The 22,968-nt window shown below is 73.3% G+C and carries 13 protein-coding genes and 1 pseudogene; 8 read left to right on the forward strand and 6 right to left on the reverse strand.

Annotated elements, in window-relative coordinates:
• The first annotated feature begins 42 nt into the window (after positions 1-42).
• Complete coding sequence (locus AB0I91_RS28975; protein WP_499614257.1) at positions 43-621, forward strand: TetR family transcriptional regulator; 579 nt, start codon at positions 43-45, stop codon at positions 619-621.
• Between the two features lie 147 nt (positions 622-768).
• Entirely contained in the window at positions 769-3,930 is a 3,162-nt protein-coding gene (locus tag AB0I91_RS28980; protein ID WP_499639747.1) for a S8 family serine peptidase, read from the forward strand.
• 48 nt (positions 3,931-3,978) lie between these two features.
• Here AB0I91_RS28980 and AB0I91_RS28985 read toward each other — a convergent pair whose 3' ends face one another.
• Entirely contained in the window at positions 3,979-6,663 is a 2,685-nt protein-coding gene (locus tag AB0I91_RS28985) for an nSTAND1 domain-containing NTPase (RefSeq protein ID WP_499639749.1), read from the reverse strand.
• 302 nt (positions 6,664-6,965) lie between these two features.
• On the opposite strand from AB0I91_RS28985, the gene AB0I91_RS28990 reads away from it, so the two are divergent.
• On the forward strand, positions 6,966-8,078 hold the full coding sequence (locus tag AB0I91_RS28990) for a lytic polysaccharide monooxygenase auxiliary activity family 9 protein (protein ID WP_499639751.1): 1,113 nt from the start codon (positions 6,966-6,968) through the stop codon (positions 8,076-8,078).
• A 51-nt stretch (positions 8,079-8,129) separates the two neighbouring features.
• Here AB0I91_RS28990 and AB0I91_RS28995 read toward each other — a convergent pair whose 3' ends face one another.
• Positions 8,130-8,954 carry an SDR family NAD(P)-dependent oxidoreductase gene (locus tag AB0I91_RS28995; RefSeq protein ID WP_498779403.1) on the reverse strand — a complete coding sequence of 275 codons (825 nt, stop codon included), beginning with the start codon at positions 8,952-8,954 and terminating at the stop codon, positions 8,130-8,132.
• A gap of 110 nt (positions 8,955-9,064) precedes the next feature.
• Between AB0I91_RS28995 and AB0I91_RS29000 the strand changes: the two genes are divergently transcribed.
• Both AB0I91_RS29000 and AB0I91_RS29005 read left to right on the forward strand, forming a co-directional pair.
• The gene (locus AB0I91_RS29000) at positions 9,065-9,664 is read left to right on the forward strand and encodes a TetR/AcrR family transcriptional regulator (protein WP_499614247.1); all 600 of its coding nucleotides are present in this window, start codon (positions 9,065-9,067) and stop codon (positions 9,662-9,664) included.
• Positions 9,665-9,822: 158 nt separating this feature from the next.
• Complete coding sequence (locus AB0I91_RS29005) at positions 9,823-10,158, forward strand: SH3 domain-containing protein (RefSeq protein WP_498779406.1); 336 nt, start codon at positions 9,823-9,825, stop codon at positions 10,156-10,158.
• Between the two features lie 72 nt (positions 10,159-10,230).
• On the opposite strand, the gene AB0I91_RS29010 is transcribed toward AB0I91_RS29005, so the two are convergent.
• From AB0I91_RS29010 to AB0I91_RS29025, 4 genes are all read right to left on the reverse strand, one after another.
• On the reverse strand, positions 10,231-11,961 hold the full coding sequence (locus AB0I91_RS29010) for an HEXXH motif domain-containing protein (RefSeq protein WP_499639753.1): 1,731 nt from the start codon (positions 11,959-11,961) through the stop codon (positions 10,231-10,233).
• Positions 11,958-12,272 (reverse strand): hypothetical protein, encoded by a 315-nt coding sequence (locus AB0I91_RS29015; RefSeq protein ID WP_498779410.1) that lies wholly within the window; start codon positions 12,270-12,272, stop codon positions 11,958-11,960. The genes AB0I91_RS29010 and AB0I91_RS29015 overlap by 4 nt, the downstream gene beginning before the upstream one ends.
• Positions 12,269-14,800 carry a tetratricopeptide repeat protein gene (locus tag AB0I91_RS29020; RefSeq protein ID WP_499614242.1) on the reverse strand — a complete coding sequence of 844 codons (2,532 nt, stop codon included), beginning with the start codon at positions 14,798-14,800 and terminating at the stop codon, positions 12,269-12,271. Before AB0I91_RS29020 ends, AB0I91_RS29015 begins: the two co-directional genes overlap by 4 nt.
• Positions 14,801-15,051: 251 nt before the next feature.
• On the reverse strand, positions 15,052-15,465 hold the full coding sequence (locus AB0I91_RS29025) for a DUF2000 family protein (protein WP_498779414.1): 414 nt from the start codon (positions 15,463-15,465) through the stop codon (positions 15,052-15,054).
• 49 nt (positions 15,466-15,514) lie between these two features.
• Between AB0I91_RS29025 and AB0I91_RS29030 the strand changes: the two are divergent.
• The 3 genes and pseudogenes from AB0I91_RS29030 to AB0I91_RS29040 all read left to right on the forward strand — a co-directional run bounded on the left by AB0I91_RS29030 (position 15,515) and on the right by AB0I91_RS29040 (position 22,968).
• Positions 15,515-16,319: pseudogene (locus AB0I91_RS29030) on the forward strand (AraC family transcriptional regulator).
• Positions 16,320-16,403: 84 nt separating this feature from the next.
• On the forward strand, positions 16,404-21,098 hold the full coding sequence (locus AB0I91_RS29035) for a hypothetical protein (protein WP_499639755.1): 4,695 nt from the start codon (positions 16,404-16,406) through the stop codon (positions 21,096-21,098).
• 109 nt (positions 21,099-21,207) lie between these two features.
• Positions 21,208-22,968, forward strand: coding sequence for a glycoside hydrolase family 3 protein (locus AB0I91_RS29040; RefSeq protein WP_499639757.1), 1,761 nt, complete (start codon positions 21,208-21,210; stop codon positions 22,966-22,968).

Below are 22,968 nucleotides of genomic sequence, written 5' to 3' on the forward strand. Positions count from 1 at the left end.
GGTATCGATACCGATCGTAGCGCAATTGGCTATCGTGGGGTCATGACCCCAGCGACCCCGTCCGGCAGGCCGCCCGGTCGTCCGCGCGCCGGCATCGACGCGGTGGTCTTCGCCGCGACGCTGGGCACGATCCACGAGCTCGGCTACGCGGGCGCGACGATGGACCGCATCGCGGCGGCGGCGGGGGTCGCGAAGACGACGCTCTACCGCCGGTGGGAGTCGAAGGGCGCCCTGATCGTGGACTGCATCCTCGACACGTTCGGCCCGCTGCGGCCGGAGAGCGAGGACCGGGCCGAGATCCTGTCCTCGGCCATCCGGTTGGCCGCGGCGAAGATCGGCGAGCCGGGGGTCGCCGCGGCGTTCGCGGGCGTGTTCGTGGACGCCATCAGCGATCCGACCCTGCGCGAGGTCCTGTCGACGCGGTTGCAGGCCCCGTACCTCGCCGTGCTCGTGGACGCGCTGGGGCTGCCGGAGGACCGGGTCCTGCTCTTCATCGACGTCGTCGTCGGGACCCTGCTGCACCGGATGGGCATGACCGGCGTGCCGATGGTCGACGCCGACGTCGAGGCGCTGACCGCGATGGTCCTGCGCGACTTCGCCGACTCCGACGACCCGGCCTAGATCGCCGCCGCCGGTGTTCACAATTCGTTGTTCAGCCTGCCCAGGGCGAAGCTGAACATCCTCCGCGCCGCTTGACTCGGGTCCGATGACGGAGCCCGTGCCGCGGCGTTCGAGGCACGGGCTCTCCCCTACGGACAGGGAGGTCCCGTGGCGCGAAGAGCAGTGGCGCTGGCGCTGGCCGCCGCACTGGCGGGAACGGCGGCGCCCGCCCACGCCGCACCCGACGGCACACCACCGGACACGACCGCGCCCGGCGGCGCGCGGGGCACGACGTCGTCGCCGGACGACCGCAAGACCGTCACCCTCGTCACCGGCGACCGGGTCGTCCTCGACGGCGACCGGTTGGTCTCCGTCACCCCCGGCGCGCACCGGCAGGACGTCTCGTTCCAGGTCACCCGGCACGCGGGCCGCCTGCGCGTGGTCCCGGCCGACGTGGCCCGGCCGCTGGCCGAGGGCCGGGTGGACCAGCGGCTGTTCGACGTCACCGGGCTGGTCGAGGCGGGGTACGACGACGCGCGGCGCGACACCGTGCCGGTGATCGTCTCCGGGGGCCGGCCGCCGTCGGGCGCACGGGTGGCCGACGCGCTGCCCGCCGTGGACGCGGTGGCGGCCGAGGTCCCGAAGTCGACCGGGTGGCTCGAACTGCCCGAGGGCCCCGGCAAGGTGTGGTTGGACGGGATGGCCCGCCCGCTGCTGGACCGCAGCACCACGCAGGTCGGCGCGCCGGCGGCGTGGGCGGCCGGGCTGACCGGCGCGGGCGTGACCGTCGCGGTCGTCGACACGGGCGTGGAGGGTGATCACCCCGACCTGGTCGGGAGGGAGGTCGCCGGGCGCGACTTCACCCGCGAGCAGGACGGCGTCGACCGCTACGGCCACGGCACGCACGTCGCGGCCACGATCGTCGGCCACCGCGCGCCCTACCGGGGCGTCGCGCCGGACGCGCGGCTGCTCGACGCGAAGGTGTGCGACCGCGAGGGCTTCTGCCCGGAGTCCGCGATCATCGAGGGGATGCGCTGGGCCGCGGAACAGGGCGCGGACGTGGTGAACGTCAGCCTCGGCCTGCCGCCCAGCGACGACGTCGACCCGGTCGAGGCCGCCGTGGACGCCCTGTCGGCGAGCCACGGCACGCTGTTCGTGGTCTCGGCGGGCAACTCCGGCGACGCGCCGGGCACCCTGCTCTCGCCCGGCACCGCCGACGCCGCGCTGACCGTCGGCGCGGTGGCGCGCGACGACTCGGTGGCCGATTTCTCCAGCCGGGGACCGAGGGTCGCCGACGGCGCGGTCAAGCCCGACATCACCGCGCCGGGCGTGGACATCGTCGCGGCGAAGGCGAGCACCGGCGGACTTCTCGGCGCGCCCGTCGGCGAGCACCACATGGCGCTGTCCGGCACGTCGATGGCCTCGCCGCACGTCGCCGGCGCCGCGGCGCTGCTGGCGCAGCGGCACCCGGACTGGACCGGCGCGCGGCTCAAGGCGGCGCTGACCGCCTCGGCGCGGCCGAACCCGGCGCTGGGCCTGCACGACCAGGGCTCGGGCCGCCTGGACATCGCCGCCGCGTTGTCCACGACGATCACCAGCGAACCCACGTCGGTCGTCCTCGGCAGGCACGAGTGGCCGCACGACGACGACAAACCCACCACGAAACCCGTGGTCTACCGCAACGACGGCGCGCAGCCGGTCACGCTGGACCTGGCGGTGCGGGCGAACGGGCCCGGCGTGTTCTCGGTGTCCCCGACGAGCATCACCGTCCCGGCGGGCGGCGCGGCCGAGGTCGCCGTCACGGGCGACGCGCGGCAGGCGGCCGCAGACGGCGCGCACTCGGGCACGGTGGTGGCGACCGCAGGCGGCGCGGAGGTGCTGCGGACGCCGGTCGGCCTCAACCGCGAGGTGGAGAGCTACCCGGTCACCTTCGACTACCCCGGCGCGCCCGAGGGCCGGGCGTTCACGCTCCTGGTGCACCTGGCCACCGGCGCGCACACCTACGTGCGGGACGGCGCCGTGCGGCTGCCCAAGGGCGACTACGTGGTGCAGGCGCTGCTGGGCCCGGAGGAGGGCCCGCACACGATCGTCACGCGGCCGGACCTCCGGGTGGAGGGAGCGGCGCACGTCGTCCTCGACGCCCGGCCGGCGGGACCGCTGGAGGTCGTGGCGCCCGATCCGGCCGCGACCGCGGGCGAGCACCGCCTGCTGGTCGAGCGCCGGCTCGGCGAGCAGACCGTGAGCGTGGGGCTGTACCAGCCCGGCGGTTTCCGGGCCGGGACGCGGGTCGGTCACGCCGGGCCGGCGCTGCCCGCGGGCGAGTTGGACGTCTTCATCTCCGCGCAGTCCGAGAGCCCGTCGGCGTCCTACTGGCTGGGGTGGGTCGAGCAGGGCCGGGTGCCCGACGGGTTCGTGCGCCGGCCGCGTGAGTCGGACCTGGCGAAGGTGCGCACCACGATCGCCCTGAAGGACACCGGTGGGTACCGGGCGTTGGGCGGCTGGGTGGTCGCGCCGTCGGGTGCGGCCGGTCCGGGCTTGTTCACGGACTTGGCCCCCGGGCCCGTTTTCACGCGGTACACGACACCGGATGTCGCCTGGGAAACGCTGTACACCGACGAGGGAGCTCTGATGACCGCGAAGCAGGAGCGGTACGGCGCGGGCCGGACCTACGACCGGTCGTTCGGCGCGCCCGTCATCGGTCCGGTGATGTACTCCGGCGACTACCCGAACCTGGCCCGCACCGGGAACGAGGTGGCGGTCTCGCTGTCGCTGTTCGGCGACCGGGAGGGCAACGAGGGCTACTCCAGGGTCACGTCCGCGCGGACCGCGCTGTACCGCGACGGTGAGCTGGTCGGCGAGAACGACAGCAGCGGGCACGGGGTGTTCGCGGTGCCGCCGGGGCCCGCGGTGTTCCGGGCGCGGACCGAGGTGACGCGCGCGCCGGAGGTCTCGGACTTCAGCACGCGCATCGAGGTCGACTGGACGTTCCGCTCGGACACGACGAACCGCGAACGACGGCTGCCGATGTCGGTGGTGCGGTTCACCCCGGAGCTGGACGGCACGGGCAGCGCGCCCGCGTACCGACCGCTGACCGTGCCCTTGGTGGTGGACCAGCAGCGTGGCGTGGACAACGCGCCGCTGCGCCACTTCCGCGTGGAGGTGTCCTATGACGACGGTGCGAGCTGGGTGAGCCTCCCGGTGCTGGGCCGCGCGGCGCTCGTGGGCAACCGGGCGAAGCCGGGGACGTTCGCCTCGCTGCGCGTGCACGCCACCGACGGCCGGGGCGGCGAGTTGAGCCAGACCGTGATCCGGGCCTACCGGCTCGGCTGACGGTCCCGGCAGGCGCCGGGCGGGTGTCCGCCCTCCCGCCCGGCGCCGTCACGGGCACAGCGGCCGTTCCGCCACCCCGGGGAAGTGCGCCGCCCAGTCGACGTCCACCAGTTCGGGGCACACCTCGCGGATCACCCGGTCGACGTCCACCGCGAGCCGCCACAGCGCGCCGCGGGTGTCCACCATCAGCAGCTCGCCGTGCTCGTAGCGCACGAAGCTGAACTCCACCCCGGGCGCGCGCAGCGCCAGCGGTTCCCCACCGCGCAGGTCCCACAACCACACCGAGTCGCGGTGCACCGCCGTGACGGCCCCGCCGTCGCGGGCGAACTCGACCACGGCCGACTCCGGGATCCCGTCCGCCTCCAGCAGCGTCGTGGCGCCGTCGAGCACGGCGAGGTGCGCGTCGTCCCGGCCGTGGACGGCGAGCATGCGCCCCGGGCCCGGCACGAGCATCAGCCGCGAGTCGCGGCCGAACACCGGCGTGACCCGGCCGTCCGAGGACCACACCTCCACCTGCCGCCGGTCGCCGTCGTGGCGGGCCAGGACCACGCCGGAGCCGTCGTCCAGCGGCATGGCGTACTCGACGCCGTCGGCGGGCAGGCGGGTGCGGGTGGTGTCGCCGGGTCGCCAGTGGACCGCGGCGCCGTCCTCGACGGCGGTCATGAGGGTGCCCGCCGCGTCGACGCCGAGGGGGAACGGCCAGTCGGTCATGGTGCTCGTGACGCGCGGCGCGGCGGGGTCGCTGATGTCCCACAGCTGGAACTCGTCGCGGTCGACCACCACGAGCGCGGTGCGCTCGTCGGCGCTGATCAGGTTCAGGAAACCGGTGGGCGGCAGCGGGATCCGGCCGGCCTGCTGCTGTTCCGCGCCGGCCCAGAGCCGGATGGTCCCCGGCAACCCGGGTTCGGCGCCGAACTCCTGGGTCACCGAGAGGCGGCCGGGCACGCGCACGTGACCACTGCCCAGGGTGGTGGCGGCGCCGGCCGCGCGGGCGAGCAGCAGCGCGTCGCGGGACTGGGTGGTGGGTGCGACGCGGTAGGCCGCCAAGGCGAGCGTCGCCGCTTCGCGCGGGCGGGTCAGCAGGTCCAGGGCGGAGTCGGCGGCGCGCATCGACAGCGTCTGGTTGCGCTCGCGGGTGGCGGCGCGCTGGGCGGTGACCGCGTAGGCCGCGGTGGCGGTGAGCAGCAGGACGAGCGCGGCGAGGCAGGCGACGAGTCGCCGCAGCCTGCGCACGCCCCGCCTGCGCACCGCCTCGCGGTCGCGTTCGGCGGCCAGGCCCGCGTCGACGAACTCGCGTTCGGCGGGGTTGAGGCGGGACGCCAGGCGGCGTGCCTGGTCGAGGTGGACGCCGCGGTAGAGCGCGTCGGGGTCGCGGTCGTGCGCGCGCCAGGCGTCGGCGGCGCTGGTGAGCCTGCGGTGCGCGCGCAGCGCCTCGCGGTCCTCGTCCAGCCAGCCGACCAGCCTCGGCCACGCGCGCAGCAGCGCCTCGTGGGTCAGCTCCACGGTGTGCCGGTCGAGGGTGATCAGCCTGGCCGCGGCGAGCCGGTCGAGCAGCGCGTCGCCCGCGTCGAGTTCGGCGCGGGCGACGCGGCGGCGGGTGTCCTCGGTGCCGTCACCGGGTGCGACCAGGCGTTGGAACACCTGCCGCGCCGCCTCCCGGTCCGGCTCGGGTAACGCGTCGTAGACCTGTTCGGCGGTGCGCGCCAGGGCGTGCTCGACGCCGCCCGCGTCCTCGTACCCCGCCAACGTGAGCACCGCGCCACGGCGCCGTCGCCACGTCTCGACGAGCACGTGCGAGGCCAGCGGCAGCGCGCCCGACTGGGCGGTGACGTCCGCGATCAGCCGTGCCACCAAGGCGTTCTCCAGCGAGGCTCCCCGGCGGGCGGCGGGTTCGACGACCGCGCGGCGGAACTGCTCGGCGTTCATCGGGCCGACGAGCGACTGCGAGCGGTGCAGCGCGTCGAGCAGCTCGGGGTGGCGGGCGCAGTGGCCGTAGAAGTCGGCGCGCACGCCGATGACGACGTGGGCGGCGCCCGCGGCGTGCGTGAGCGCGTGCACCAACCAGCGGCGGTCGGCTTCCCGGCAGTGGGTGAAGACCTCTTCGAACTGGTCGACCACGAGCAGCAGGTCGTCGGCGGCCCGGCGCAGCAGGACGCGCAGGTGCTCGGGGTCGGCGGCGAGCTCGGCGCGCACCTCGACCGCGGACCGGTCGTCGGCGAGCGCCGCGGCCAACTCGGTGATCGGGTCCGAGCCGGGCGTGACGACCAGGTGCGCGCCCCACTGGGCGGCCAGTCCCGCGCGCAGCAACGACGACTTGCCCGCGCCGGACGCGCCGAACACCCCGACGAAGGGCCGTTCGCGCACCAGCGCCAGCAGTCGGCCCACCTCGGCCTCGCGGCCGAAGAACCGGTCGGCGTCGCCGACCTGGTAGGCGGCCAGCCCCACGTAGGGCGCGTCGCCGTCGTCCGGGCCCTCGGCGGCCAGCTCGCGCCAGCGGGCCGTCCACTCCTCGACGTCTCCCCCGCACGCGCGGACGAACGCCCTGGTCACCGCGAGGCTGGGCAACCTCCGTCCGGCCACCGCCTCGGACAGCGCGGCGGGCGAGTAGTTCGCCAGGCGGCCCAGCTCGCGGTAGGACGGCAGCCCGGCGACGCGGCGCAGCCGCCGCAGGTCGCCCGCGAACTTCAGCACCGGCGTGTCCTCTTCGACCAGCGGACGTTCCGTGCGCGGCACCCCGAATCCCCCTTCGACGCCTCGAATTCTCCCGGCGAGGACCACCGGCGGACACCGTCGCGGGGCGGCCCATCGCACGTTGCGCAACGTTGCGCAAGGCCCGGAAGGGCGCAAGCACGGCGTCCGATCCGTCCCCCGCACCCGGGTCCGCACGGCCGCTTTGCGAGCCCGTAACCCGAATGGCGGATGCCGACCAGGTGGCACAGCCTGACACTAACACCGTTCTGGGAGCGCTCCCAGAAGCGGGCGGAGGCACCCGCGCGTCCACGTCGTCGATCAACGAAGATTTGGCGGTCACACACATGCTTCGCTTCTCCGAAGACGTCCCCGACCGGCGCCGCCGGGCACCGGGAACCCCGACGAAGGTCGTGCCGGCCCGCGGCAAGGCCGCCGTCTGGCGGGCGTCCGCGATCCTCGGCGCCTGCCTGACCCTGCTGACGACCGTGCTGGTCACCTTCGGCGCGGGCAACGCCTCCGCGCACGGCGCGGTCAGCGACCCACCCTCGCGCCACTACGGCTGCTACAACCGCTGGCCCAACGGCCCGTCGCAGCAGATGGCCACCGAAGACCCCATGTGCTACCAGGCGTGGCAGGCCGAGCCGGCCGCGATGTACAACTGGAACGGCCTGTTCCGCGAGGGCGTCGCCGGCAACCACCAGGGCGCCATCCCCGACGGGCAGCTGTGCAGCGGCGGCCTGACCTTCAACGGCCGTTACGCCGCGATGGACAAGGTCGGCGCGTGGGTCGCCCCGAGCAAGCCCAGCCGGTTCACCCTCAACCTGAACGACACGTCCTCGCACGGCGCCGACTACATCCGCGTCTACGCCACCAGGCAGGGCTTCGACCCCAAGACCCAGGCCGTGAAGTGGAGCGACCTGGAACTGGTCGGCCAGACCGGCAGGATCCCCACCGGCACGCGCACGCCCGTCGAGGTCAACGCGCCCGGCCGCACCGGCCACCACGTCCTGTTCACGGTGTGGCAGGCCAGCCACCTCGACCAGAGCTACTACGCGTGCAGCGACGTGAACTTCACCGACGGTGGCACCACGACCACCACCACCCCGACCAGCACGACGACCACGACCACGACGACCACCACGACCACGACCGGGAACCCCTCGGCGGGCTGCTCGGCCACCTTCCGGGTGACCTCGCAGTGGAACGGCGGCTTCCAGGTCGAGGCGCGCGTGACCGCCGGCGCGACGGCGATCTCCGGCTGGGCGGTGAGCTGGACGTTCACCAACGGTGAGCGGATCAACTCCTCGTGGAGCGCCACCCTGACCACCAGCGGGTCCACCGTCACCGCCCGCAACGCCGCCTACAACGGCTCGGTGGGCGCGGGCGCGAGCACCACGTTCGGGTTCGTCGCCTCCGGCACCGCCGGGACGCCGACCCTCACCTGCACCGCGTCCTGATCGGCGTGGGTCCGCCCGCTGCCTCGACGGCGGCGGGCGGACCCGCGCACGTCAGCCCGCCTGCCGGCTGAGGTGCTCCCACTTGGCGAGTTCGGCCCTGCGGGCGCCGTCCAACTCCTGGACCATGTCGTAGGCCGCGGCGCCCAGGATCAGCCGCTTCGGCGGTTCGGGCAGGTCCACCACCTGCGTCAGGACCGCGGCGGCCAGTCGCGGGTCGAAGTCCTCGGACTCGGCCCACAGCCCGTTCAGCCAGGCGCGCAGCGGCGCGTAGGCCGGGTTCTCCCCGGTCGTCGTCAGCCCGAGGGTGAACAGGTCGGTCCGGTAGCCGCCGGGCTGCAGGATCGTCACCTTGATCCCGAAGCGCTCGACCTCCATCGCCAGGGCCTCGCTCATGGCGTCGAGCGCGGCCTTGCCCGCGCTGTACAGGCCGGTCGCCGCGAAGCCCCCGGCCGAGCCCATCGACGAGACCTGCACGATGTGACCCGAGCCCTGTGTCCGAAGGAGCGGGACGACCGCCTGGTTCACCCAGAGCGCGCCGAAGAAGTTGACGTCGAGGTGGGCGCGAGCCTGCTCCTCCGTGACCTCCTCGACCATGCCGAGCAGCGCGCCACCGGCGTTGTTGACGACGACGTCGAGCCGGCCGAACGCCGCGAACGCCCGCTCCACGCCGACCACGACGGCCTGCCGGTCGGACACGTCCAGCGGGAAGGCGACCAGCCTGCCGCCGGACTCGGCGACGAGGTCGGCCAACGGCGTGACGTCGCGGGCCACGCCGACGACCCGATCGCCCGCCGCGAGCGCGGCCTCGGTGAACGCGCGCCCCAGACCACGCGAGGCGCCCGTGATGAACCAGGTACGAGAGTGGTCGCGCGTCATGACGTCTCCCCAGTTTGTGAGACGATACGTTCCGTCTCGATGCCCGGAACTCTGGCAGACGCCACGGCACAAGTCAAGACGGACCGTCTCGTTCCGAGTACAGTGCCGCCATGGCCACCAGCACCACGCCGAACAGCACCCGTCGCAGCGAGCGGTCCCGGGTGGCGATCCTCACCGCGACGCGCGAGCTCATCGGCGACCTCGGGTACGCCAAGCTGACGATCGAGGCCATCGCCGCCCGCGCGGGCGTGGGCAAGCAGACGATCTACCGCTGGTGGCCGTCGAAGGGCGCGGTCGTCTTCGACTCCCTGCTGGCGCTGAGCGAACGCCCCGACGGCGGCGGCATCGAACTGCCGGACACCGGCGACGTCGAGGCCGACCTCAAAGCAGTCCTGCGCGCGACGGCGGCCGAGTTCGCCGATCCCGGGTTCGAGGCACCGATCCGGGCGCTGAACACGGAGATCATCAACGACCCCGAGCTAGCCGCCGCCTACCGGGAGAAAATGGAACGGCCGATGCGCGAGGCGAAGCGACGACGGCTGCGCAGCGCCCAGGAGGCCGGCCAACTGTCCCCCGACGCCGACCTGGACCTCGTCATCGACCTGCTGTACGCGCCACTGGCCCAGCGCTGGCTGCTGCGCTCCGGCCCACTGGACGACGCCTTCGCCGACGCCCTGGTCGCCGCCGCCCTCCGCGCCTTCCGCCCCTGAAGCCCGACACCGGCGGAGCTGCCGTGGCCAGGCGAGTCGTTCGATCGGCTTGTTTCGCCCATTTGCCGGGTGACGCCGCGGCACGGACCTTGCGCAGCCTCAGGCCGGACTGCTGCTCTTGGCTCAAGGGTGCACACCAGCCGGAGGAAGGAACTCACATGCCGCGGCGACCGGTATCCGCAGGCCTGGTAGGCCTCTGCCTCGCGTCCGTCCTGTGGCCGGCCCCTGCCGCGGCCGCGCCGAGTGCCGACCTGGAGGGCTGGTTCACCGACGATGACGTCGCCATCCGCGCGGAACCCCGCCTCTCCGCCCGCATTCACGGACGAGGCTATCGGGATCACAAAGTCACCTTGCACTGCTACACCGTGGGGGATGACGTCGACGGGATCAAAGACTGGCTGAAGCTGACCGACCGGACCACCAACGTCCGGGGGTTCTCCTCGGCGAAATACGTCAGCTTCGATTGGCACCATGAGGCCCCGTCGAAGTGCTGAGGGCCGGACATCGACGTAGCGCGCGGGGCGACCGGTTTCTCAGCGGCTCAGGCGCTGGAACCGACCACGTGGTCAACCGTGGACGTGGACCGGCGGGACGTCGGATCCGGCGGGTGGCGCGAGCCATGCCGCCACCGTCTCCACCTCGACGGTCCGGCCGGTCCGGTCGCGCACCTGCGTGCTGACGGCCCGCACCAGTTCCGGACACCGCAACAGGCCTCTTGCCACGTGGTGATCGCCCCGCCGGCGCGCCACGAGACCCAGCACGACCCAGGATTGCCTCTGTTCGAGCGCGTCCAGGCACAGTTGGCGCGCCTGGACGAGGTCACCGGTCAGGTAGGCGCGCCGGGCCGGGGACAGTGCGGTGTCGTCGTCGAGCGACGCCGAGCGGAGGAAACCCAGCTTGGTGTCGAGCACCTGCGTCCCGATCCCGTCCACCCACGCGGCACTCGAAGGCCTTGTCCCGGCGAGCCACATCTCCGCCAGAGCGCTCACGCGGCCGCCGTTCGGCACGACGTGCGCCAGCCTCCACTCCGCCCGGTGGTCGATGACGGCCTCGAGGGCGGCCGACAGCACGTCGGCAGGCGGCTCGTCCGTGCAAGCCGCCAGGCGATCGACGATGCCGCGCACGAAAGCACGACCGGCCGGTGTGAGCTCAGGTCGGTCGACGACCGCCACCGCGACGTCGTAGGCCTGGCGTCGCCAGTACGCGTACTCGAACCACGCCTCGGGAGAAGCGTCGATCCGACATCGTCGCTGCCAGAACCCGGTCACCGCGGAGAACGCGTACACCCCGTGCAGAACGCCCTGCAGCGGACGGGGATCGTCACGCCAAGCCGTGTAGAGCAGCGCGCCGCGGTCCCCGTCGAGCAGGTCGACCAGATCCAGCAGCCCGGACAGCTTGGTGTGGTGGAACTCGTGCACGAGCGTCTCCGCCAACCGCACGGGTCGAGCAGGGCGGGTGAGCATGACCGCGCCGAAAGCCTCCTCGGCGGTGGCGCTCGTGAAGCCGGTCTCCTCGCGCGTCGACCACGGCACCACCACTGTCATCGTGGTTGCCATCGCCCTCGCCTGCGCGGCGTCGTTGCGGAACAGCACACCCCAAGCCTCTCGCCACATCTCGTTCCACAGCCCGACCTCCTCGGGCCCGGGCTGCGTCGGCGAGCGGTGGGGCCGCGTTCGCTCGAGCCCGCGGAACGGATCGTGGGAGTCCAACCGGGCCACCGCTCGGGGGGCGGTGAGCACCGGGATCGGGTGCCAGCCGGGTGTCGTCGTGGTGAGGTCGCGCGGCAGCCGCACCGCCGCGCCGCGGAACGACATGTCGGAACCCGGCCGGAACAGGGCATGACCGGATTCGGGTGCCGGGAACGCGGCGAACCCGATGCCCGGTATGACCGCTGTGCCGTCGTGAACCGGCACGGGCACTTCGACGTCCACGCCCGCGACGACCTTCGCCGCGGCGAGCAGGCTCCACAGGTACCCCGCGTCCTGCCACAACGGCGGCGACCCGTCCCCGGTCCCGTGCAGTCGGCGTACCAGCCAACCCAACCACCGACCCACCTGTGGGTAGAGCAGGACCGAACGGACCGCTTCGGGCTCGTCGTCGTGCAGTTGGGTGAGTTCGTCCCACGCCAGCTCCACCGGAGGCAGGGGCCCGGCGGCGTCCTGCCGGTCACGCAGCAGGCGGACGACCTCGTCGATCAGCAGCACCCGAGGTCCCCACCGGCTGGCGCCGAGCAGGGTGAGCACCCGGTCGTCACCCGATCCGAATGCCCGCAAGTCCGCCGACGACAGCCCGTTCACCCCGGCGATCCTTCCTTCGGCGGCGCACCGTCGGAAACGGCTTCACCGTCCTGGGCCTTCGGTTCCCGCTCCACGCGCTCGGACGGGGACCGCAGTTCCGTCGCCGGCCTGGAATCGGGCATCGGGTTGGACTGGGCCTCCGTGCTGGAGTAGTCGAACCCGCCGCCGCCGTCGTGACCGCCCATGCTGGACGTGGTGGCCTGAGCACGCCTGATCAACCGCCGGGTGATCCGGTCGGTGCTCTCCGGATCGAGTGACCGGATGTCCATGATGGACAGACCGTCGAGCTCCCGCGGGTCCGGACCGTTCACGAATCAGACCCGTTCTCCCCGGTTGACGAGGACGACGTGGACAGGAGGTCGAGCACGCGTGCGCGGTACCACCGGCTCTCCTCCGTCTGCGGGTGGTCCTCGCCCAGCACCGCTGATCGAGAGTTGGCCACGGCGTCGAACAGCACGAAGGCCTCGTTCAACGCCTCCAGGTCCAGCAGCACGCACGCCATGTTGTAGCGCACCGTCAACGTGTCGGGATGCGCCTCGCCCAGGGTGTCCGAGTTGACCCGCCAGACGTCGGTGAACTCCGCCAGGGCTTCCGAGTAGTGACCCCGCCGATGGAGCACGGTAGCGCGTTCGTGTCGTGTGGCCAAGGTGATCGGGTGGTCCTCCCGCAGCCGCTCACCGGTGACGTGGAGGATGGCGTCAAGCGCGCGCTCGGCCTGGTCGAGGTGTCCCAGGTCCCGGAGGTCCCGCGCCCACTCGTACCGCGCCGCGAGGAGCGCCAGGTGCTCCGGGGCGAAGGTGGCCGACGCGGTCTCTATGGCGTCCCGCAGTTCCGCCTCGGCTTCCTCGATCCGTCCCTGACCCCGCAGCGACCTGGCGATGTGGTGCCGGACGTCGAGCACGTACCGACTGGGTACTCCTTGGGGCAGCACGAACAGGTACCGCAACTCCCGCTCCGCCTCCGCGTGCTTGCCCAGGTTGACCAGCGCGAGGGCGCGAAGGTACCGGCTCGCGAGGGTCTCCGGGTCGTCCTCGGCGTGGCCCGCCTCGACCAGGGTGCGGAAGAGCTCGTCGAGCACCGCTTCCGCGTCGGTGAAGCGGCCGACGGCCATCAGCGCGCGGCCCAGTCCGCGACGCGCGGACAGCAGGTGCGGGTCGTTCCGGTCGAACAGCGGCAGGCTCAGCTCCAGGACGCGTTCGTACTCGCCGAGCGCGGCTCGGAACTCACCGTTCTCCAGGAGCGCGCGTGCGTGGTGGCGCCTGCCGTGCAGGGTCTCGGGGTGCGACGGGCCGAAGCGCTGCTCGCGCAGGCTCACCACCGACCGGAGCACTCCCACGCTCTCCTCGAAGTACCCGGCCGTGTAGTGGTGACGGGCGGCCAGGACACCCAGTGCGGTGGTGGTCAGGACCTGGTGGTCGCTCGCGCCCGGGGTGTCGACGAGGAGCCGCACCACCGCGGTGCAGTGCGACGCCAACAAGCTCCAGTGCGACCACGTGCCGGGATCGTCCGGGGACAGGCGCGCGGTGGCGCGTTCCAGCAGCGCGGTGACCAGGGACAAGTAGTCGACGCCATGGCCGGAGCGGATACCGGCTCGCACGACCGGGTGTATGTCGAGGGTGCGTCCCGCCTCGCCGGAGGTGATCGAGATCAGGCGCAGGCCCGCGAGCCCCTGCAACGCGTCCCGGAGGCCGCGGTGGGTCAGGCTCGCGAAGCGTCGATCCGCGCGCAGCACCTCGGAGTCGAGCACCATCTGGTACGGCAAGGAGGTCTCGGCGAAGCAGGAGAGCAGCCTCAACAGCGGCCGGGCGATGTCGTGGCCTTGGGTCACGAGCAGTTCCAAGGACAGTTCCCAGGTGGCGAAGATGTCCCGGCGGGCTTGCTCGGATCCACTCGACCGACCAACGGTGTTCACGGCCACGTCGGCTAGCCGGTGGGCGAACGCGGTGCGGTACGCGGCGAACGTGACGGGTTCGTCGTCGTCAGGCCAGACCGCCCTGGCCGTCGTCGCCAAGTAGGAGCCGGCGAGATCCAGGGCCAGCGGCAAGCCGCCCAGGTCCGCGGCCAGCAGTTCGGCTTCCCGCACGTCACCCGCGTCGGGGGCCAGGTCGAGGAGCACGCGCGCGGCGTCGGGCAGGGGAAGCGGATCCACTTCGTGGAACGTCACCCACGACCCCCAGCGCTCGCGGCGGGTCTCCCGACTGGTGACGAGGACCGTCCCGAGAGGCGTGCGCGGTGCGCGCAGCCAGCCGGTGCCGTCCGCCAACGCGCGCCCGGCGGCGGAGGCGGCGTCGAGGTCGTCGAGGTTGTCGAGCACCAGCAGCCACGGATCGGGTAGCACGTCCAGCTTCCGCCACAGGACGTCTGCCGGGTGCAGGTGGTCGAAGTCGACGGGAGCCGCGCCGGCGTCCGTTGCCACCGCCCGCAGCGCCGCCGACAGACCGGTCGCGTCCGAGGCCGACACCCACCACGTGTGCCGGTGATCGTGGTCGAGTCGATGGGCGACTTCGAGGGCGATCGTGGTCTTCCCCGTGCCCCCGAGCCCGCACAGCGCCCACACCCTCGGTGCGTCGATCGGGTCCGTCCTGCGCCGCACGCCTTCGGTCAGCGTCGCCACGAATGCTTCACGCCCGTGCAGTCGGTTCGAGGCGACCCGGCGGTGCGGCACCGCCAAGGGCGTGGAGGGCGGAAGCGGGTTCTGCGGCGTGACGGCGAAGTGCGCGACATCAGCGGCGGCGTGCACATGGACGTCACCGGTGATGGTGCCCCCTTGGATCACCGTCCCGGCGGAGCCGCTGAAGTCGTTCGTGGTCTCGGAACGTTGCTCCGGGTTACCGGTCAACCGAACCTCATTCCCTGCGACATCCGGAGCCTCACCACGATGATCCCGGGCCTCGGAGCATCCTCGCCCGCAATACTGCGGAAGGGGGAGGGGTGGTCGGTGAAACGACGCTGTGCTTGCGGAGAACGACTCCGTGCAGGTCAGGCTTACCGGTGACAGTCGTTGGGATGGTCATCGAGTCGCCGCGGTCCGCGGATGCCGGAGCCGTCCCACCTGGACTGGTCGACGTCGCCGCGGCGGTCGGGCGATGGTCAGGGGTGCATCCGGGCGCCCTTGAGGGCCTTGTCGACGGCGTTGCGCGGGCCGTGCACGCCGATGCCCACCAGGTCCAGCTCGGCACGCGGCACGGCCCGCACGGCGGCGCGGTTGTCCGCGTCGTTGCCGGTGGCGAACAGGTCGGAGGTGAACACCGCCGACGTCAGCCCCCGCGCGACCACCTTGGCGTGCGCGGTGGTCAGCACCTCCTTGCCACCGGTCAGCACGAGCACCGGTTGGCCGAGCATCGGCAGGTACCGCGTGCCGTCCGCGTCCTCGTACGGCTCCCCGACGGCCTCCGGCACGGCCGAGGTGAGGGCGCCGGCCAGGAAGGCGGTCACGTTCAACGCCTGCCACGGCGCCAGGTCGTCGCGGAGCAGGACGGCGAACTTCGTCTCGAATCGTTCCACCCGCACACCGTCGCCGAACCGGGCGGCGCCCGTCTTGTACGTTCTTGACGTGGGCCCCGACATCGCCGCGTGGCGGCCCGCCGTGCCGGGCATCGCCGAGGTGCTGCACGCGCGCTTCACCGACCACGCCTACCCAGCGCACACGCACGACGCGTGGACGTTGCTGCTGGTCGACACCGGCACGGTGACCTACGGCCTGGACCACCGCGAGCACGGCGCACCGCCCGCGTCGGTCACCCTGCTCCCACCGCACGTGCCGCACGACGGCCGCAACGCCACCTCCGAGGGCTTCCGCAAGCGAGTCCTCTACCTCGACACGTCCGTCCTCGGCACGGACCTGGTCGGCGCGGCGGTCGACCACCCCGCGTTCGCCGACCCGGCGTTGCGCCTGCGCGTGCACCAGTTGCACGGCGTGCTGCACGGCGGCGACGAGTGGGAGGCAGAGTCGAGGTTGGCGCTGGTCCGGGACCGGCTGCGCACCCACCTCACCCGGCAAGCGCCGAGGACACCTGCCGCCGAGCCCGGCCTCGCCCGCACGTTGCGGGACCTGCTGGACGCCCACGTGACCGACGGCCTCACCCTGACCGACGCCGCGACCCGGCTGGCCGCCGCCCCGGAACGCCTGGTCCGCGCGTTCACCCGCGAGTTCGGCCTGCCACCGCTACCTCACCGGCCGCCGCGTCGACCTGGCCCGCCGCCTGCTGCTCGACGGCCTGCCACCGGCCGAGGTGGCGCCGGCCGTCGGCTTCTACGACCAGTCCCACCTGACCCGGCACTTCCGCCGGATGCTCGGCACCGCACCGGGCGCTTACGCGCGATCGGGCACCTCACGCGCGGTCCGCTACCGCACCTGACCCGCTCACGACCACGACAGGACCACCCGTCCGTCGCCGCAGTATTGCGGGACCGCGCGGAAGTCCGGTCTGGATGATGCGGGGGTGCGAGTTGGTGACGAGTCCGACGGGCCCGCGGCGGCGGCCGGGAACGGGACCGGCGGCTCCGGGGCCGTGGCGAACGCCGTGGCGAACGCCGCGGCGGCCACGTCGGGCGGTGTGGTCGTCCAAGCGGGACGGGACGTCAACCTCCGGACTGGTGAGCCGGTCCGGACCCGGTACCGGCACCAGGTGCTGAGGATCGCGCCACGCGAGCTGATCGGTCGCGGGTCGGAGTTGGCCGACCTGGCGGCGTTCTGCTCCGAGGAGTCGGCCGACGGCTGGTTCCGGTGGTTGAAGGCGGCGGCGTGGGCGGGCAAGTCGGCGTTGCTGTCCTGGTTCGCGGTGAACCCGCCGCCCGGCGTGCGGGTGGTGTCGTTCTTCGTGACGGCGCAGCTCGCCGACCAGGCCGACCGCGTGGCGTTCGTGGAGAACGTGCTGGAGCAGTTGCTCACCCTGCTGGGCGAGCAGATGCCACCGTTCCTGACGCCGGCCACGCGTGAGGCGCACCTGTTGGGGCTCTTGGAGGACGCGGCCTCACTCTGCGCCGAACGCGGTGAACGCCTGGTGCTCGTCGTGGACGGGCTGGACGAGGACCGGGGCGTCGGCACGGGGCCGGACTCGCACAGCATCGCCGCGCTGCTCCCGGCCCGCCCGTTGAAGGGGTTGCGGGTCGTGGTGGCCGGACGGCCCGACCCGCCCGTGCCCGACGACGTGCCGGAGGGCCACCCGCTGCGCGACGGCGGGATCGTGCGGGAGCTGGAGGTCTCACCGGAGGCACGCGCGGTGCGCGCGGAGATGAAGCGCGACCTGAAGCGCCTGCTCGCCGGCCGCCCCGAACGCGACCTGCTCGGCCTGGTCGTCGCCTCCGGAGGCGGGCTGACCGCGGACGACCTCGCCACGTTGACCGACACCCTGGCCTGGGAGGTGCGCGAACACCTCGGCACGGCGGCGGGGCGGAGCTTCACCCGGCGCGACAACGACCTCGCCCCCGGCACGGCCCCGGAGGTGTACCTGCTGGCGCACGGCGACCTGCGGGTCACCGCCGCGGAGATGCTGGGCGCGGAAGCGGTGTCCGCCTACCGGGAGCAAGTCCACCGGTGGGCCGCGGGGTACCGGGACCGGGGTTGGCCCGCGGAAACGCCGGAGTACCTGCTGCGCGGCTACCTCTTCATGCTGCTCACCACGGCTGACGTCGGGCAGGCCACCGCCCTGTGCACCGATCCCGTCCGCCACGAACGGCTGTTCGCGCACACCGGTGACGACCGCGCCGCCCTCGCCCAGCTCGCGGCGACCCTCGACCGCCACGTCACCGGCGACGCGCCGGACCTCCTCGCGGTCGCCCGCCTGGCGGTGCACCGCGACCACCTGACCGATCGCACCACGCGCGTGCCGCCGGACGTGCCCAGGCTGTGGGTCCGCATGGGCCGGGCCAACCGGGCGGTCTCGTTCGCCCTGGCGGTCACGGACGACCACCGGCAGAGCTCCATGCTCGTGTCGGTCGTGGACGCGCTGGTCGACGAGGGCCTGCACGACCAAGCCGCGGAGACCGCCGCCCTCATCCCCACCGCGTCCCGCCGCGGCACCACCCTGGTCTCCCTCGCCCGGACCCTCACCGCCACCGGACGGCACGGCCAAGCCGCGGACCTCCTCGACCAAGCCGTCACCACCGCCCTGTCCACCGACGACCCCGACCACCGGAGCCTGGTCCTGGTCGCCGTGGTCGACGCGCTGGTCGACACCGGTCGGCCCGACCGGGCCGCGGAGACCGCCGCCCTCATTCCCACGCCGGCCCGGCGCGGCACCGCCCTGGTCCACGTCGCCGGCGCGCTCACCGCCACCGGACGACGCGACCAGGCCGCGGACCTGCTCGACCAGGTCGTCACGACCGCCCTCGCCCTCGACGACCCCCGACGCCAGAACCCGCTCCTGGCCGACGCGGTCGGCGCGCTGTTCCACAGTGGACTGCACGACCGGGCGATCCGGACGGCCGCCACGATCACCAACCCCTTCCGCCAGGGTGAGGTGCTGACCTCCGTGGTCAGGTCGTTGATCAGGGCCCGCCTCCACGACCGGGCCGTCGAGGCCGCGCGTGCCGTCGCCGACCCCGGCTGGAAGGGCACCGCGCTGGTGTCGGTGATCGAGTCGCTGGCGGCGGAAGGCTCGCACGGGCGGGTCCAAGACCTCCTGGAGGAGGTGACCGGGGCCGTCCGCGCCATGCCCAACCCGTACCAGCGGAACACCGCGTTCGTGTCGATGGCCAGGGCGCTCGCCACCGCCCACCACGACGACCGGGAGGACCGGCCCGAGCGCGCCGCCCTCGCGCCCACCGACCACGCCTGGTCGGGATCGTCCCTGGCGTCGGTGGTCACCACGCTGACCCGCGCCGGTCACCACGACCGGGCGGCGGAGACCGCGCGCTCGATCACCGATCCGGCCGCGCGGCGAGCCGCCCTGGTGTCCGTTGCGGACGCCCTGGTCGAGGCCGAGCAGCACGACGAGGCGGAGTACGCCGTCGTGTCCGCCACCGACCGCTACCGGCGCAACGCGGCGTTGGCGTCCGCGGCGAAGGCGCTGGCGGACGCCGGCCTGCCCGAGCGGGCCTTGGCGACCGGCCGCTCGATCGTCGGGCGGCCCGAGACCGCCCCGGTCGTGGCGTCGCTGGTCGAGGCGGGCATGTTCGACCAGGCCGTGGAGGTCGCGGTCGACGCGGGCGACAGCTCGGTGCTGGCGTCGGTCGGCCGGAGCCTGGTCGAAGCCGACCGGTGCGCGTTGGCCGTCGAGGTCGCCCGGCTGATCACCGACGACGACCAGCGGGACCTGCTCCTGACGGCGGTGGCCGAGTCCCTGGTCGAGGCGGGACTGCCCCACCTGGCCCTGGACACCGCCGCGCGGTCGATCACCGACGCCTACCGCAGGGTGTTGGCGCTGGTCCCGATCGTCAAGGCGTTCGCCGAGGACGGCGCCCGTGATCGGGTGGACGAGGTCGCAGACCAGGCGGTCGGCGCGGCACGCTCGATCACCGACGCCTACCGGCGGAGCTGGGCGTTGCGGGTGGTGGTCGGGGTGCTGGCCGTGAACGGGCGGAGCCGCCGGGCCGAGGTGCTCGTGCACGAGATCGTCGACGCCTCCGACGCGATCGGCGACCTCGACCTGCGGTGCCTGGCCCTGGAATCGGCGGCCGGCACGCTCGTCGACGTCGGCCTGCACGCTCCGGCGATCGAGGTCGCGCGGTCGATCGCCGACCCCGAACGGCGGGCCGCGGAACTGGTGGCGCTGGCCGAGGCGCTGCACGAGAGCGGTTTCCGCGACCGGGCCGAAGACCTCGTCGACGAAGCCGTCCAGGTCGCGCACACGGCCACGGACCCGTTCCAGGACGGCCGGGCGTTGATGACGCTCGCCGAGGTGCTCGCCAGGGCCGGGCACCCCGTTCGGGCCGTCGCCGTGGTCGGCTTGATCACCGATCCCGACCGCCGCGCCTGGGCTCTGGTGTCCGTGGCGAAGGGGGCGGTCGAAGCACGCCTGCTCGACCGCGCCGAAGAGCTCGCCGACGAGGTCGTCCTGGCGGCGCGCTCGATCCTGGACCCCTACCGGCGGAGCTCGGCGCTGGCGTCGGCCGCCGGGGTGCTGCGTGCTCTCGGCCGGCACGACGAAGCGGAGCGCCTCGTCGACGAGGTCCTCCGGCCCACGCGGTCGGCCATCGACCCCGACCTGCGCGGGTCGGAACTGGTGGCGGCGGTCGAAGCGCTGGCCGAAGGTGGTCTGCACGACCTCGCGGCCGAGGCCGTCGCCCGGATCACCCGCCGCCACCAGCGTGCTTCGGCCCTCGCCGCGGTGGCCAGGGAACTCGCCAAGGCCGGCCGGCACGACCGGGCGGTCGAGACCGCGTCCCTGATCGTCGATCCCCAGCGGCGGAGCTGGTCGCTGCTGTCGGTGGTCGAGGCACTGGTCGAGGCGGGGCGGCACGACCAGGCGATCGCGCTCGCCCGTTCGATCCCCTGGCCGCACCAGCGGGGGCTCGCGATCGCCGGCCTGGCCGAACGCCTCGTCGCGACCGACCGCGAAGACCGCGTCGAAGGCCTGGTCGAGGAACTCGTCAAGGCCGCCGACGAGACCACCGGACCCGACCACCAGGCGCTGCTGCTGGCCGCGGCGTCGAAGGCGATGGCCGTGATCGGCCGCCACGACCGGGCCGCGGACCTGCTGGACCGGTCCGGGGTGGCGATGCGCGGCGTCCACGACCGGTACGACCGGAACTCGGTGCTGGCCGCGATGGCCACCGCCCTCGCCGCCGCGGGGCACGACGACCGGACCGGCAAGACCGTCGAGTCGATCACCGACCCCGACCAGCGCGCCGCGGCCTTGGCGGCGGTGGCCGAGACGCTGGCCACCTGCGGGCGCCACGGCCCGGCACTGGAGGTGATCGACGCCATGGTCGACCCGAACCAGCGGTCCCGGACCACGATGCGGCTGGCGCGCCTGGCCCGGGACACCGCTCCGAGGGACGCGGGCCGCTTGGCCGCCCTCGCCCTGCGGACCGCCCACTGGAGCACGGCCACCACCGATCTCCGCCACGTCTCCCTGCCGACGGTCCTGGCGATGATCGACGAGGTCACCGCGCTCACCCGGATGGGCACGGGCTCGCCCGCGGACGCCGAGCCGCCCGATGCCCCCTCCGGTCAGTACGCCCTCTTCGAGTAACTCCCCACCCGGTCCTTCGCGCCAACGCCCCCCGAACGGGCGATGCCGGCGCCGGCGCCGGCTGCGTACATTCGACCGGATCGGTGATTTCCTCACTGTAGGAGTGCGCATGAGGAAAATCTTCAACCGACGACGGGTGGTCGTCGGGCTGGCGGCCCTGCTGGTCGGCTCCGCCCCGGCGGTGGCCACGGCCGGCACGGGTGACGTGGTGGCGGACGCGTTGCGGCGGATGAGCCTGGAGGAGAAGGTCGGCCAGCTGTTCGTCACCTACGCCTACGGCGCCACGGTCGACGCCTCCGACCCTGCCTCGGTGGCCGCCAACCGGCGCCAGCACGGCGTGGACAACGCCGAGCAGCTGATCCGGAAGTACCACCTCGGCGGCATCATCTACTTCGCGTGGTCCGGCAACACGGCCAACCCGGCGCAGGTCGCCGCGCTGTCCAACGGCATCCAGCGGGTGTCGGCGATCCCCGCCCTGGTGAGCACCGACCAGGAGTACGGCGTGGTGTCGCGGATCGGGGAGCCGGTCACGCCGTTCCCCGGCAACATGGCGCTCGGCGCGGCCCGTGACCCGCGGGCGGCGGGCGAGGCGGCCGTGATCGCCGGGCGGGAACTGCGCGCGATGGGCGTCAACCAGGACTTCGCGCCGGTCGCCGACGTCAACGTCAACGCGCTCAACCCGGTGATCGGCGTCCGGTCGTTCGCCGAGGACCCGGAGCTGACGGCGGCGTTGGTCGAGGCGCAGGTCCGGGGTTACGAGCGGGGCGGCGTCTCGGCCACCGCCAAGCACTTCCCCGGCCACGGCGACACCGCCGTGGACAGCCACACCGGTCTCCCCGTGATCGGGCACAGCCGCGAGGACTGGGAACGGCTGGACGCGCCGCCGTTCCGCCGCGCGATCGCCGCCGGCATCGACTCGATCATGACCGCGCACATCGTGGTGCCCTCGCTCGACCCGTCCGGCGACCCGGCCACGCTCTCCCGGCCGATCATCACCGGCATCCTGCGCGACCGGCTCGGCTACGACGGCGTGGTGATCACCGACTCGCTCGGGATGGCGGGCGTCCGGCAGAAGTACGGCGACGACCGCGTGCCCGTGCTGGCCCTGAAGGCGGGCGTCGACCAGTTGCTGATGCCGCCCGACATCGACCTCGCGTACCACGCGGTGCTGGCGGCGGTGCGCGGCGGCGAGCTCACCGAGCGCCGCATCGACCAGTCGGTCCGCCGGATCCTGCGGATGAAGGCCAAGCGCGGCCTGTTCGACGACCCGTTCGTCGACCCGGCGAAGCTGCCGGAGGTCGTCGGGACGGCGCCGAACAAGCAGGCCGCGCAACGGATCACGGACCGGACCACGACGCTCGTGCGCAACGCGCTCCTGCCCCTGCGCACGCCGCCGTCCTCCGTGTTCACCACCGGCTGGGGCACGACCGCCGACCCGGTGCCGCACCGGCTCGCCACCGCCGTCGCCCGACGTTCGGCGACGACGAACGCCCTGGTCACCGGCACGAACCCGAACCAGGCGATGATCGACCGCGCGGTCGCCGGCGCGGGCGCGGCCGACCTGACGATCGTCGCGACCAACAAGGCGTGGACCGACGTCGGCCAGCAAGGGCTGGTGAAGGCGTTGCTGGCCACCGGGAAACCGGTCGTCGTGATCGCGGTCCGGGACCCGTACGACATCGCGTACTTCCCGGACGCGCAGACCTACCTGGCGACCTACTCCTACACCGAGGTCTCGGTGGAGTCGGCGGTGCGGGTGCTCTACGGGGAGCACGCCCCGGTCGGGAAGCTGCCGGTGACGATCCCGGTCGCGGGCGATCCCTCGACCGCGCTGCACCCGTTCGGCCACGGCCTGACCTGGGAGGGCTGA

Source organism: Actinosynnema sp. NPDC049800 (assembly GCF_040656635.1).
Taxonomy (GTDB): domain Bacteria; phylum Actinomycetota; class Actinomycetes; order Mycobacteriales; family Pseudonocardiaceae; genus Actinosynnema.

Bases quoted from the DNA above. Each gene is read 5' to 3' on its own strand.
- AB0I91_RS28975 (WP_499614257.1), top strand. From the start codon at position 43: ATGACCCCAGCGACCCCGTCCGGCAGGCCGCCCGGTCGTCCGCGCGCC.
- AB0I91_RS28990 (WP_499639751.1), top strand. From the start codon at position 6,966: ATGCTTCGCTTCTCCGAAGACGTCCCCGACCGGCGCCGCCGGGCACCG.
- AB0I91_RS28995 (WP_498779403.1), bottom strand. From the start codon at position 8,954: ATGACGCGCGACCACTCTCGTACCTGGTTCATCACGGGCGCCTCGCGT.
- AB0I91_RS29000 (WP_499614247.1), top strand. From the start codon at position 9,065: ATGGCCACCAGCACCACGCCGAACAGCACCCGTCGCAGCGAGCGGTCC.
- AB0I91_RS29005 (WP_498779406.1), top strand. From the start codon at position 9,823: ATGCCGCGGCGACCGGTATCCGCAGGCCTGGTAGGCCTCTGCCTCGCG.
- AB0I91_RS29040 (WP_499639757.1), top strand. From the start codon at position 21,208: ATGAGGAAAATCTTCAACCGACGACGGGTGGTCGTCGGGCTGGCGGCC.